At 59.6% G+C, this 12,356-nt stretch carries 14 protein-coding genes; 1 reads left to right on the top strand and 13 read right to left on the bottom strand.

Annotated elements, in window-relative coordinates; genetic code table 11:
• Positions 1-25 precede the first annotated feature (25 nt).
• Genes N2245_RS14015 through N2245_RS13965 form a run of 11 tightly spaced genes read right to left on the bottom strand, consistent with a single transcriptional unit; the run spans position 26 to position 10,286 of the window.
• On the bottom strand, positions 26-985 hold the full coding sequence (locus tag N2245_RS14015; RefSeq protein ID WP_494537324.1) for a homocysteine S-methyltransferase family protein: 960 nt from the start codon (positions 983-985) through the stop codon (positions 26-28).
• A 12-nt stretch (positions 986-997) separates the two neighbouring features.
• Positions 998-2,290, bottom strand: coding sequence for a Gfo/Idh/MocA family protein (locus tag N2245_RS14010; RefSeq protein ID WP_494537323.1), 1,293 nt, complete (start codon positions 2,288-2,290; stop codon positions 998-1,000).
• Positions 2,176-3,066, bottom strand: a complete 891-nt coding sequence (locus tag N2245_RS14005) for a carbohydrate ABC transporter permease (protein WP_494537322.1) — start codon at positions 3,064-3,066, stop codon at positions 2,176-2,178. The genes N2245_RS14010 and N2245_RS14005 overlap by 115 nt, the downstream gene beginning before the upstream one ends.
• A complete protein-coding gene (locus N2245_RS14000; RefSeq protein WP_494537321.1) occupies positions 3,067-3,990 on the bottom strand; it encodes a carbohydrate ABC transporter permease in 924 nt (307 codons plus the stop codon).
• Between the two features lie 20 nt (positions 3,991-4,010).
• Positions 4,011-5,414 carry an ABC transporter substrate-binding protein gene (locus N2245_RS13995; protein ID WP_494537320.1) on the bottom strand — a complete coding sequence of 468 codons (1,404 nt, stop codon included), beginning with the start codon at positions 5,412-5,414 and terminating at the stop codon, positions 4,011-4,013.
• A 59-nt stretch (positions 5,415-5,473) separates the two neighbouring features.
• Complete coding sequence (locus N2245_RS13990) at positions 5,474-6,535, bottom strand: Gfo/Idh/MocA family protein (protein WP_494537319.1); 1,062 nt, start codon at positions 6,533-6,535, stop codon at positions 5,474-5,476.
• On the bottom strand, positions 6,514-7,482 hold the full coding sequence (locus tag N2245_RS13985) for an ROK family protein (protein ID WP_494537318.1): 969 nt from the start codon (positions 7,480-7,482) through the stop codon (positions 6,514-6,516). The genes N2245_RS13990 and N2245_RS13985 overlap by 22 nt, the downstream gene beginning before the upstream one ends.
• A complete protein-coding gene (locus N2245_RS13980) occupies positions 7,479-8,345 on the bottom strand; it encodes a cupin domain-containing protein (protein WP_494537317.1) in 867 nt (288 codons plus the stop codon). Before N2245_RS13980 ends, N2245_RS13985 begins: the two co-directional genes overlap by 4 nt.
• Positions 8,342-8,998 carry a Gfo/Idh/MocA family protein gene (locus N2245_RS13975; RefSeq protein ID WP_494537316.1) on the bottom strand — a complete coding sequence of 219 codons (657 nt, stop codon included), beginning with the start codon at positions 8,996-8,998 and terminating at the stop codon, positions 8,342-8,344. Before N2245_RS13975 ends, N2245_RS13980 begins: the two co-directional genes overlap by 4 nt.
• A 3-nt stretch (positions 8,999-9,001) precedes the next feature.
• On the bottom strand, positions 9,002-9,451 hold the full coding sequence (locus N2245_RS13970) for a Gfo/Idh/MocA family protein (protein ID WP_494537315.1): 450 nt from the start codon (positions 9,449-9,451) through the stop codon (positions 9,002-9,004).
• Between the two features lie 28 nt (positions 9,452-9,479).
• Entirely contained in the window at positions 9,480-10,286 is an 807-nt protein-coding gene (locus tag N2245_RS13965) for a GntR family transcriptional regulator (protein WP_494537314.1), read from the bottom strand.
• A 158-nt stretch (positions 10,287-10,444) separates the two neighbouring features.
• Here N2245_RS13965 and N2245_RS13960 point away from each other — a divergent pair, with 158 nt between their 5' ends.
• Positions 10,445-10,858 carry a PPOX class F420-dependent oxidoreductase gene (locus N2245_RS13960; RefSeq protein WP_494537313.1) on the top strand — a complete coding sequence of 138 codons (414 nt, stop codon included), beginning with the start codon at positions 10,445-10,447 and terminating at the stop codon, positions 10,856-10,858.
• A 28-nt stretch (positions 10,859-10,886) separates the two neighbouring features.
• On the opposite strand, the gene N2245_RS13955 is transcribed toward N2245_RS13960, so the two are convergent.
• Complete coding sequence (locus tag N2245_RS13955; protein WP_494537312.1) at positions 10,887-12,101, bottom strand: anhydro-N-acetylmuramic acid kinase; 1,215 nt, start codon at positions 12,099-12,101, stop codon at positions 10,887-10,889.
• A gap of 16 nt (positions 12,102-12,117) precedes the next feature.
• Positions 12,118-12,356: hypothetical protein (locus N2245_RS13950; RefSeq protein ID WP_494537311.1), on the bottom strand; the 239-nt coding region annotated here is incomplete at its 5' end.

Here is a 12,356-nt window from a genome sequence, read left to right as displayed (position 1 = left end):
GATGATAGTATTTTGCCAGAAAAGGTCAGACCGTTGTGCGAGCACGAGAGAGTGCTTTGGACATGGCCCGAATGTAGGCGGCGTTTGCGCCACAGCAACCGCCTATGTATTGTATGCCATGTGCCAGTGCGTGATTAGCGAAGTCGGCGAACTCTCGCCTGGATACCTGGATGGTCTCCAGATCGTCGGGGAACTGGGGCATGCGCGTGAAACAAGGGGTAGCGTCCGAGGTCCTGAAAGCCGCCGGCTGGGCGGCTATAGGCACGTCTACGGCCTCCCTCATCTGCAGCACTATGGGCAGCATCCTGCTTGGCTCCTGCTCGCAGTTGGCCCCGACTATATCAGCTCCAGCATCCACCATCGCGCGGGCGCATTCCTCGGGTGTGTAACCGTCCGAGCTCTCAGTGGTCTTGGGCCTGAAGCTCATAGTGGCCATAACCGGGAGTCCGCAGTCGCGAGCGCACTCCAGCGCTATGAGCATCTCCTGCAGGTGGAAGAAGGTCTCCAGGATAAGGAAATCCACGCCCGCGCTTGTAAGGATGCGTATCTGCTCGGCTATGAGGTCCCGGGCGTGCTCAGCGGCCGCCGGTCCCTCGCGCTCAAAGAGCTGCGTGCGGGCCACCGAAGCGGCCACCAAAGCACGCTCTCCAGCCACCTCCCGGGCGATGCGCACCGCCGCTATGTTTATCGCCTCCGTCTGCGGACCATAGCCCGCTCGCGAGAGCTTCTCCCTGGTGGCAAAGAACGTCAGCGCTTGCAGTACCTGCGACCCAGCCATTAGGAACTCCATATGCAGCTCCCTCAGTGCGTCCGGGTGTTCTATAGCCACCTCCGGGGTGTACTGCCCACTGCCCTTGCCCGTACCCACCTTCTCTCGGTCCGAGCCGCTCTGGACGTATCCTCTCCTCTCCAGCTCGATGAGGTAGCCTCCATCGCCTAGGATGTAGCCCTGATGCCTTATGATCTCCAGTGGATTCCTCGTCATCGTCCTCTCCTGTTAAGGTAGGTTGAAAGTGCTCTCCAGGTTCTGTGTCCTGCCTGTGTGCGCTGCGACGTAGCCCTTCTCGATGATCTCCACCACGTGTGCGGCGTGTTCCCCGGAGGGAAGGGGCTCCTTGTCCTCAATGATGCAGTCTACGAGATGCATGATATCAGCGTAGACATGGGGCTCAGGTATGGCGGCGTGACGTGCATCCACGTAGGGCAGCCAGGTGTTAGGTCTGTACTCCCCGTCCCTCTCGCCCCCGATCTCAGCAAGTCCGTGGCTGGAGGTTATGTACAGCCTGCTGGGGTGGCCCGACAAGGGCTCTATCTCCAAGGTCTCTATAGCCCCCTCGGAGCCGTATATGCCCATCGATCCCCATGTGACCAGCCTGCCGGTCATGCAGCTGTGGCCCCCAGCCACAGCGAACGTGGAGTCGCCGAAATCCAGCATCAGCAGGCTGTTGTCGTCCACCTCCAGCTGTATGGTCTTGTCCCTCCATTGACGTGTCGGAACTGCTATCCCGCTCATCGCCGCCACGCGCAGCGCGGGTCCCAGTATGCCCGTCAAGCTGTGGAGGACGTAGACCGTGACGTCCACCAGGGGACCTCCACCGGCTTTGTAGTACCAAGTGGGATCCACTGAGTGGAGCACGTCCTCGCCTCGCCGCTGGGGCTCGTAGTCGTGCCCCCAACCACCGGTGCTCCCCCATGCCCAGTAGACCTTGCCCAGTGCGCCGTTCGTCACGAGTTCCCTCATCTTGCGTATGGAGGGCGATAGCATCTGCCCGGGCGCGGCCGCGAGCTTTAGGCCCAACCTGCGAGCGGTGCGCACCATCTCGGAGGCCTCTCTGTACGTCGTCGCCATCGTCTTCTGGACGTAGACGTGCTTGCCGGCCTGGAGCGCGCGCATCGCCAGCTCGTAGTGGAACGGGATGGGTGTGGCCACGATCACCAGGTCGATGTCTCGCAAGGCGATCAGCTCACCGGGATCGCTGAAGTACAGCGGCACGTCGAAGGCCTCTGCCGTCCCACGCGCTCGTTCCTCCACCACGTCACATACCGCCAGCAGCTCTAGCCTCTCCCTGGCATCCGGCTGCGTGATCTGGGGTAGTATGCCCATCAGCGATAGGGCGCCACACCCGATGAGTCCTGCTTTGATTTTCTGTGGCATGTTAGAAACCTCCATGAAAATTAGGCCTTGATACCAGTCATGGTGATGCCTTCCAGGAAGTAGCGCTGGGTGAACGCAAACAGCACGATCAAGGGCAGCGTGACCAAGGTCGAAGCTGCCATGAGCAGATCCCAATCCGTGGTACGCTGGGCCTTGAACGCGAACAGACCCAGGCTTAGCGGGTACTTGTTGGGGTCCGACAGGTATATGAGTGGCCCGAAGAAGTCATGCCAGGTGTACAGGCAGGTGAACACGGCGGTGACCATCAGCGCCGGCTTGACCATGGGCAGCATGATCTGCCAGAAGATCCTGAACTCTCCAGCGCCGTCCACCTTGGCAGCTTCGGAAAGCTCCCAAGGTATGCCCAGGAAGAACTGCCTGAGCATGAAAATAAAGAACGCATCACCCAAGAAGCGGGGCACGATCAGGGGGGCGTAGGTGCCTATCATGCCTAGCGCTTTGAACAGGACGTAAGTAGGGATGAATGTAACGATCGCGGGGATCATGAGCGTGGAGACGGTGATGGTGAACAGCAACCCCCTTCCTGGAAAACGCAGGCGCGCAAACCCGTACCCCACGGCCGCGCTAGAGACGACTGTCCCCAGTGTGACGAGGCCGGAGTAGTAGATGCTGTTCCAGAGCATGCGGAAGTAGGGGAAACCAGGGTAAGTCATGGCTCTGGTGAAGTTGTCCCAGCGGACGGGATCCGGCCACCACTTTATGGGTTGTGCGAAGATTTGAGCGTTGTCCTTGAGGGCCGATATGATCATCCAATAGAAGGGCAGCATGAAGATGGCTGAGACCATTATTAGCGACAGGTGCCTCAGGAGCGCCTTCATCTGCCTCCTGCCGATCAGCCCTCTTCTGGTGGCGACGGTGGTGCTTGTTGCCTCTCGACGTGCTAGTTGCATCTATCTCTCCCCTCCCTCGTAGTACACCCACACCCTGGCTGAGCGGAAGATCACCAAGGTCACGAACAGCACTGCCAGGAACAGGATCACGGCGAGAGCCGAGGCGTAGCCCATGGAGAAGTAGCGGAAAGCGTTGCGGTAGATCAGTACCATGAACATCAGCGTGGAGTCCAGCGGCTCACCCGTAGTGCCACCGATCACGAACGCCGGCGTGAACACCTGGAAGGAGTAGATCACTCCCATTACCAGGTTGAACAGGATGACCGGGGAGAGCAACGGCACGGTGACGTGCCGGAACTTCTGCCATGCTCCTGCGCCATCGATCTCCGCGGCCTCCAACAGCACCCTGGGTACCTCCTTTAATCCCGCGAGAAAGATGAGGGCGCTCGTCCCCACACCCCAGAGGCTCAGGATGATCAGCGCTGGCTTGGACCAGCGGGGGTCGGTCAGCCACCCCACCTCCGGCAGCCCCACCATCCTTAGGAGGCTGTTGAGCAGTCCTCCCTCGGGGCTAAACATAAGGATGAACACGATCGTGCCCGCAACGGGTGGCACGAGGGCTGGAAGGTAGAACAGCGTGCGGTACATGCCTATAAACCGGGTGTTGGCGTTCAGGAGCAGCGCCAGCAGGAGTGCTATTACCAGGCTGAGCGGCACAGATACGAGTGCGTAGTAGAGGCTGTTCTTGACCGAGATCCAGAAGTAGGGATCGTTCGAGAACATAGTTCTATAGTTCTCGAGCCCCACCCACTTTGGTGGTTCTATGATGTTGTATCTGGTAAAGGAGAAGTAGAAGGCAGCTATTATTGGATAGCTGGTGAAGACCAGCAGGCTCGCTATCCAGGGCAGCACGAAGAGCAGACCGGCGTAAGCCTCTCGCCTTCGTAGGGGACTATAGGAGCGATGACGTAATTTAATGACCATATCTCTCCCCCTCGCCAGATCTAGCCCTTGAGGGTCTTCTCCAGCTCGGCCTGGCAAGCCTTCTGGGCCTCGGCAAGGGCATCCTTGGGCTTGGCGGCTTTGCGCATGATGCGCTCTATGGCCCTCTGAAGCTGATCTATGGCAAAGCTCTGTATTGGTGAGTCCCACATCGGAGTGGCGATCTCCTGCTGCTTCCGGAAGAAGTCCATTACCTGCTTGGCGAATGCATCCCCTCGCTTCTCCACCACGACCTTCGGCACCAAGTTCTTGGGGACCTTCTTGTTGGTGGGCATGTCCGGCACTGCAGCGAACCAGTCTTGCACGCCCTCCACGCTCATGAAGTCCAGGTACTTGAATGCCTCCTCTGGGTTGTTGGAGCCTTTCGGTATCGCCAGCCAGTTGGGCCAGTAGCCGGAGACCTGCTTGCTGCCGCTAGGGCCAACGGGGATGTAGGCTACGTTCCACCTCTTGAGCTTGGCCTGCCCGAACGCATAGAAGTCGCCCATCATCCAACTGCCTTCGAGCATCATGGCCAACCTGCCGGTCTGGAAAGCTGGGGGCTGGCCCTTGCTGCCGGGATAACCTCCCCAAGCGCCCGAGTTCTGGACTTTCTGGATATCTCCTTTGTACTCCTCGTCAAGCCATGAGAGAAAGTACTCCATCATTTGGATGTTGTTCTCGGAGTCTATGGTGTATTTTTGGTTCTTTGCGTCGTAGATCTGGGAACCGTTGAGCGCTGACCATATGGGGAGAACGTAGGGATCAGGTATGGGGACGAAGCCAGCGGTCTCCAGCTTATCGCCTTGCCATCGGGTGAACTCCTTGGATAGCTGTCTCATATCGTCCCAGGTCTTAGGGAACTTGGACGGGTCGGATGGCACCCCCTTCTGTTCAAATAGCTCTTGGTTGTACCACATGCCGTAGGTGCCCGCCGTGACCGGTAGGCCATACGTCTTGCCCCCGAACTGGCAGCTGGCAAGGATCGCCGCGGGCCAGTTATCCGCCTGGCAGTTCTGCGAGGTGGCCATCATCGCGTCCAGCTCCAGCAGCGACCCTCGAACTCCGAGCGCCACTGGAGTGTCCCATATCACCGTGGCGCTAGGTGGGTTGCCAGCTGCTATGCGCGCAAGCAACACCTCCACGAAGCTCTGATCACCCGTGTATCGAGTGACCTCGACGTCCACGTTCGTATGCTCGCTCTCGTACTTCTTCGCTATCTCTTGGTGGGCTTTAAAGTAGGTGTCTGAGCCTCCCGGTAGCCAGAAAGAGAGCTTTACCTTCTGCTCTGAGGTACTGCCCGTCGCCGGGGTCGAAGTGGGGGCCCTGGACCCGCATGCTGAGATCAGCAGCGCTGTGCTGCCGACCCCGATCAGGGATATGAACCTACGTCGGCTCATCGTGAGAGAGTACTTTTCCTGCCACATGTTATGTGCTCCTTCCTCCTATCGAGAACTGCTAAGAGTCTTCCGTTTGCCTCACGCCCTTACAATATCTGTTGCGTACGTCCACTTGCTGCGGATCTCTCTGCTCCTTTGATCACCTCCAGTACGTGAATAGCTTGTTGTAAGCTAAGGGTGGGCGGAGTATTGCTGGTGATGCAGTCCACCAGGTGCTCTACTCCTAACAGGTGATCTGGCCCTTGCGCTCTGCCTCCATGATCCACCTTGAGGCTCTCCCACCCTCCACCCCTGCGCAGGAGAGCGACGGGTGCTGATACATCCAGGAGGCTTAGCCCTATCGTTCCGTCCAGCCCATAGATCTCCATCTCCGGAGAGTGAGTATCCACTACGCAGTTGTTGGCGCTCACCACTGCTGTTACCCCCACCGCCATCTCCAGCACCAACTCCCAGCAGTCGTCCACCGCTATGGGCACCAGCTTGCCCGCGAACGGGCCATCATCAACCACGAAAGCTTCGCGCGATCTATGGCTCATGGCTGCGACCATCCTCACTGGGCCAAAGAGTCCCGTGAGCACGTGCAGTGGGTACACGCCCATATCCATGAGTGGACCTCCACCCGGTGCGAAGAATGGGGTGGGATCAGAGGTATAGCCCCTCCAGGGAGGCACGCCTCCGTACCCATGGGCGTGTACCAGGTGAACTTCTCCCACTGCTCCCCGCTCTAGCAGCCTCTGGACGTATTTAACCTGCGGGAAGAGCATTACCGATGGAGCACACACCACAACGAGCCCTCTCTTGGAAGCCTCCTCCCGGATTCTCATCGCATCCTCCAGATCCGTGGCCACCGGTTTCTCTGAGTAGACGTGCTTGCCAGCTAGGAGACACTCGAGTGTGATCTCTGCATGCATCTGGATGGGGGTCAGGTTGAGCACTGCGTCGGCATCCGATTCCTCGAGCATCTGTTTGTAGTCTGTGTACCAACGGGGGATGCCGTATATGGCCGCGACATGCCTTGCTCTCTCGGAGGATCTGCCGCACACGGCCACCAGCTCCACTCTACCAGCCAACCTGTGCATCTCCGGTAGGTAATCTCGCTGTGCCACGTCCCCGCATCCCAATAGTGCTAACTTGACCCTACCCACCATCTATCCTCCTCATGGCCCACGCCGTGCGAACGTCCTGCTCGCCAGCCCAAAAGAGCGGCCCCTATCAAGCCCGCGTGTTCTCCCAGCTCGGAGCGCAAGATCTCCAGGTTACGTGTCTGCTCGCTCCAAATATGCTCTCGCGTGGACCTCACCATGTGTGCCCAGTAAGTACCTCCGGCCGTGCCCAGCCCACCGCCTATCACCACGATCTCGGGGTCCAGGATGTTGACCGCGAAACCTATTGCCCCACCCACCAGCTCAGCTGCGCTGACGACGACTGCTCTAGCAGTCGCATTGCCCGCCTCCGCCAGCGCCAACACATTCTCAGAGGTGGCTGCCGAGTCACCTGTCAGGTCAGCGTACCTGCGCGCCATCGCGGGCCCTGAGGAGAACTCCTCCACCACCGTGACCGCCAACCCACCACAGCGCTCGCACCAGCACGTGAGCTTGCCGCTAGCCAGCACCAGGGCGTTGCCCCTGGCTCCCCGGTAGGGGAGTCCACCCTGCACGAGTGTGCAGCTGATGCCGGTGCCTATCGTCACGTACAGGAAGCTGAAGCACTCTTTGCCAGCTCCGTATGTGGACTCGGCGAGCGCTGCCGCACGCACGTCGGATTCCACGCCCGCAGGTGCGATACGGCCGAAGGACTCGGCGACGGGCACGCCTCGCCAGTCGATCGTCTGGTTGCTGGTTATAGAGCCCTCGAGGCTCACAAGCTCCGGGACTCCCACTCCGATCCCCGCAAGGCATGTCCCCGCCGCCAAGGCCTCCTCGGCCAACCTCCCCGCCAAATCCAAGCATTTCCGGAGCACTGCCTCCCCGCCCCTCTCGGGCTCCGTAGGCACCCTGTACATGGATAGGACCCTGCCGCTGGTGATCTCCACTAGTCCCGCGGCTATCTTCGTGCCTCCCACGTCTATCCCTATGGCTACCTCTCCCCCACTCATGGCCTCTCCTCGTCCGGCAGATACGAAGGTGCGACTCCGAAGATGAACCTGGCTTGGGTGCCCGACAAGTTGTAGTACTGATGCGGGCAACCCTGTGGTACGTAGAAGGCATCTCCAGGACTCAGCTCCGCCCAGACCTGATCGCCTTTATGGAAGGACCTGACGCTCATCTGCCCCGATAGCAGGTAGATGATCTCATCACCGCCGTGTGAGTGCATCTCCGAGCGCTTGCCCGGCAGCAGATACCCCGTGCCAACCGTAAGGTGCTCGGTGGAGACTGCTATACCCAGCAGCAGCTGCCCGTGCTTGCCTTCCAGCCTCCACAGCAGATCGGGCTCCCTTATGATCCGTATGCTGCTGCGGCTCCTGGCCACGTCCTGGGCCATAGGCCAGCACCCTATAAGGTCGTCCTGGGAGTAGCTCGGGCTCTGCAGGAGGTCCTTCGTGCGGGCGTAGGCGCTGGACGTGCCCTGCGCTGGTGGAGGGGCGAAGATCTCCAGCACCGATAGCTCCGTCTCACCGTAGCTGAAGCCATGGTGCCACGTATCCTTGCGAAAGAAGGCGTACTCGCCTGGGTGCAGCAGGTGTACCTCTCCCCTCTCGGGATTGGACAGCACCAGCGTGCCGGAGAGCACGTAGTACACCTCGTCTGCTGCGAATATCGTCCTGTAGTCCGCCGAGTGCCTGAATGCCCCACCCGGAGGCAGAGTGAAGACCAGCTGATGTATTAGATCGCTGGAGACGTAGATGCGGTCTGCTACCTCTCCAGAGACCTCGTCGCCCCACAGATGGCGAACCGCGGCGTTGGACGGGATGTAGGTAGGGGCATCGTATCTTGGGCGCGGTGATTGCACGTAGCTCATTCTTCCCTCGTAGGATCGTGTCTTAGGTGAGCGGCTACCGTCTCGTGTTCGAGATCGAACCTCGGTGGCTCGAAGCTGCTCTCTATCTCCTTGGCGGTGCCATCTCGACCGGACTCCATAGCCCTGACCATAATCTCCAGCACGTGGTAAGCGTGTTGCGGTCTGATGATGGGGGCTCTGTGTTCCAAGATGCACTCCACCAGGTGTCTGAGGCCGTCTGTCCAGTGCCAGAGAGAGCGCTGCTCGTACACCCTCCAGCAACCGTCGGCGTTGCGCCAAAGCTCATAGCCCTGTGGGTTCCAGTCCTCGCCGATCATCTGGATGGTGCCCTCGGTACCGTAGAGCTCTATCCCCGGCACCTTATATCTTTGGATGGTGAAGCCCGTGGTGACCACCGCGAAGGTGGCATCTCCGAAGTCGATCAGGATCTGGAAGTTGTCATCGGTCTGCACGTCGATCAGCTTACCATCCACTTCTCTGCTAGGGATGGCTATCCCGCTCATCGCCATCACCCTCTTGGCAGGCCCCAGCAGGCCGGTTAAGGAGGTGACGTTGTACACTCCCAGATCGAACAACGGGCCACCCCCAGGGAGGTAGTACCACCTGCCCCAGAACGGACCTGCCCAGCCGTAGAAGGCGCGTGCTAGGTGCACCTTTCACACGTCGCCTCCGTGCACCCGGCGCCACATCTCCTGGAAGGTCTCGCTGAGGATCACGTGCGGCGCGCACACGAGAAGTCCTTTGCTGGATTCAGAGATCCGCACGATCTCTGCAGCTTCCTCTAGGTTCATTGACATGGGTTTCTCGACCAGCACGTGCTTGCCGGCCTCCAGCGCAGCGCGGGCCACCTTGCCGTGCGCCTGCATGGCCGTGAGCACCAGCACCAGATCCACCTCCTCAGAGGCTAGCACCTCCTCGAAATCGGTCGTCGTGCGTTTGATGCCGAACTTCTCCTGGGCTGCGGCGGCCTTCGAGGCGTCGAGGTCGCAAGCGTACACGAGCTCCAATGGGTACCTCTGCAGCTGCAGCCGCTGCACCAACGGTAGGTAGGCCCCCATGGCTACACTGCCGCATCCTATCACACCTATCCTTATGGTTCTTTCCACCCCGCAACCTCCTTAGATGTTTGTATACTTATTCGACCAGTAGACTGACCACAGCAGTGGTCGTTTCCGAAGTGGGACGTGCGCGCTCGCTCTGCACCTCGAACTTCACCCTGTCTCCCCTGTAGATGGCCTTGGAGTACTCCACGGCTCTACCGTCCTCGGAGTAGGTTACACCCTCCATCACGATGACCCCTATAGGACGTGTGAGGCCGAACTGCTGGAGCTCGTACTCGTTGGCCACCGAGGCCTCTACCGTCTGATGGGCACCGGCTATGGTGAGGCCATAGCGCGACTCCATCAGCCCGTAGATCGAGCTGTTGCTCAGGTCGTACTCCTCCAGCCCTGGGCACAAGGCTTGGGGCACGTACGTGGTCTCGAGCAGGATGGGGTCGTCGTTGGCGTGCCGCAATCTTGTGACCTTGATCACGAGATCTCCTTCTGCCAAACCAAGCACCGAGGCTACGTATGGGGGAGCCTCTATGATCCTCTGCTCCAACACTCGAGAGTGCGCTCTGCCTCCTTGCCTGAGGACCTCTTCGGTGAACCCCAGCAGGTGCAGCACTGGATGGGTGCGCTTGGGCTCGGCCACGAACGTCCCCACCCCCGGACGTACGGTGACTATGCCCTCGCGCACTAGGTAGCTAAGTGCCTGCCTGGCTGTCATGCGGCTGATACCTGCCTGCTCGCTCAGCTCGCGCTCTCCAGGTAACTTGTCGCCGGGTTGAAGATCTCCTGCGAGTATGCTCTCGCGTATCAGCTCGGCCAGCTGATAGTAGAGAGGCACTGGGCTCTCCTTATCTAAGGCGTTGAGTTTGAGCGTCCTGTGCTCGCTCATCTGCATGCTCCAAATGTTGGTATATAGATATAGAGGTCTATACCGGATTCTAATACAGCTCAACGCCTAAATCAATACCCTTTTGAGGTGGGGATAAATTAGCTGCTAAACTAATATTAGCGTATAGTTGTAAAACCTAACAAAACAAGGAGGTTTATATGTCTGTTCAGGTTCAGAGGTCCGTTATCCCCGAGAGCCACAAGGACCTGCTGGAGAGCAAGGCTCTGGCACACGTAGCGACGATCGGTCCTAAGGGAGAGCCTCAGGTGAACCCCGTCTGGTTCGGCTGGGACGGCGAGCACATCCTCTTCAGCCAGACGAAGGCCCGCCAGAAGTACCGCAACCTGCTGCGTGATCCCCGCATCGCCCTGTCGATAGTGGATCCCGAGAACCCCTACAGATACCTGGAGATCCGCGGCAGGGTGGTCCGCATCGACGAAGATCCCGATCGCAGCTTCATCAACTCCATGGCCAAGAAGTACCTGGGCGTCGACGAGTACCCCTGGCACCAGCCGGGCGACGAGCGCGTGGTTATAGTCGTGCGGCCTGAGCACACCACCCACATGGGCTAACCTCGGGGGCGCAAGCCCCCGTTCCCATCTATTTCTCTTTAGGAAGGTTATATCTAGCACCTGGGGTGAGCTTGCCCAGGATGACCTGATGTCTTGCGCCGGTGGCGGATGGGAGGTTGTTGGGACGTAGGTGCAGGGCCTCGTAGCCCAGCACGGCAAACGCTACCGCCTCCTTGGCGTCGCTGGGGATGCCTGTGGCCTCCTGGGTCATCACCCTCTGGTCGGGCAATGCTCGCGCTATTCCCTCCATGATCGCTAGGTTGTGAGCTCCCCCACCACCCACAATCACCTCGTCGATCCGGTATCTTGGCAGCACGAACCTCCTGATCGCCTCGGTGAAGCTGCGGACCGTGAGCTCGGTGGCCGTGGCCACGAGGTCCTCTGGTGAGATGCCTAGGCGCTGGCCCTCCTCCCACCACTCTCGCACGCACCGCTCGCCAAAGAGCTCTCGTCCCGTGGATTTGGGTGGAGGCTGATCAAAATAAGGGTGCTTCAGCCACTTGGATAGCATCTCTGGCCTCACGCTCCCCTGGCGGGCTATCTCCCCATCCTGATCGTAATTTAGCCTTCCGTCCGTTATCCGGCGCACTAGGCCATCGATGAGCATGTTGCCAGGGCCAGTATCAAAGGCTATTACCTGCTCAGGAGGACAACCTGCTGGTAGGACTGTGATGTTGGCGATGCCTCCGAAATTAGCGGCGATCCTCCCCTTGCTGGGGTGGGAGAGCAGCAGGTAGTCCACGAACGGCACAAGGGGTGCTCCCTGCCCACCTGCCGCCATATCTCGCGGACGGAAGTCGGAGACCACGGGGATGCCCGTCCGTTCGGCGATCACCGCCGGCTCGCCTATCTGGAGGGTGGATGTGACCTGGTAGGGGCCGATCGGAGTAGGCTCTGGATGATGATACACCGTCTGGCCGTGGGAGCTGATGAACGCCACCTGAGATGTTTCTATACCTGCCTGCCCGAAGACGGTGAGCACCGCGTCGGCGAAGGCGTGTCCAAGTGCAAAGTGCATGTCGGAGAGCTCTGCGACTGTCGCCGCGGGGTCGAACAGACGAAATATCCTCTGGCGGATCTCCTCGTCGTAGGGAACGGCCTCGAAGTATATGAGCCGTACTTGGAGGTCCGGAGGTGCCCCTGAAATGCCCACGATGGCGACGTCTATAGCGTCCACCGACGTCCCAGACATAAGGCCAACGCAGATGAGCTCTTCTTTGTCGCTCCTGGTAGTGACAAGCATCAAACCCTATGATATCTCAGGAACCCATCGCCACACCAGGCGCACCCTTCCCGTCCCGAGAGACCGAGTTGCGGTCCTCCAGCCGAAGGGACCTTAGGTAGTTGCGGGTGTCCACCCTTAGGAAGTAGGCGTCCTGCTCCTTTTGGAGGGGACAAGATCGTATCTTTTCCCGCATTCTTCGCCTCGCTGTTCCTTGTGGTTTCCTCATGCCGTGCCTCCTATTCCTATTAAAGAAGCGAGGCTGGGCCGCGGCCC

It is taken from the genome of Thermobaculum sp. T2p (genome assembly GCF_059335935.1).
Note: the sequence above shows the minus strand (reverse complement) of the source record. Positions and strands in the feature narration are given on the sequence as shown.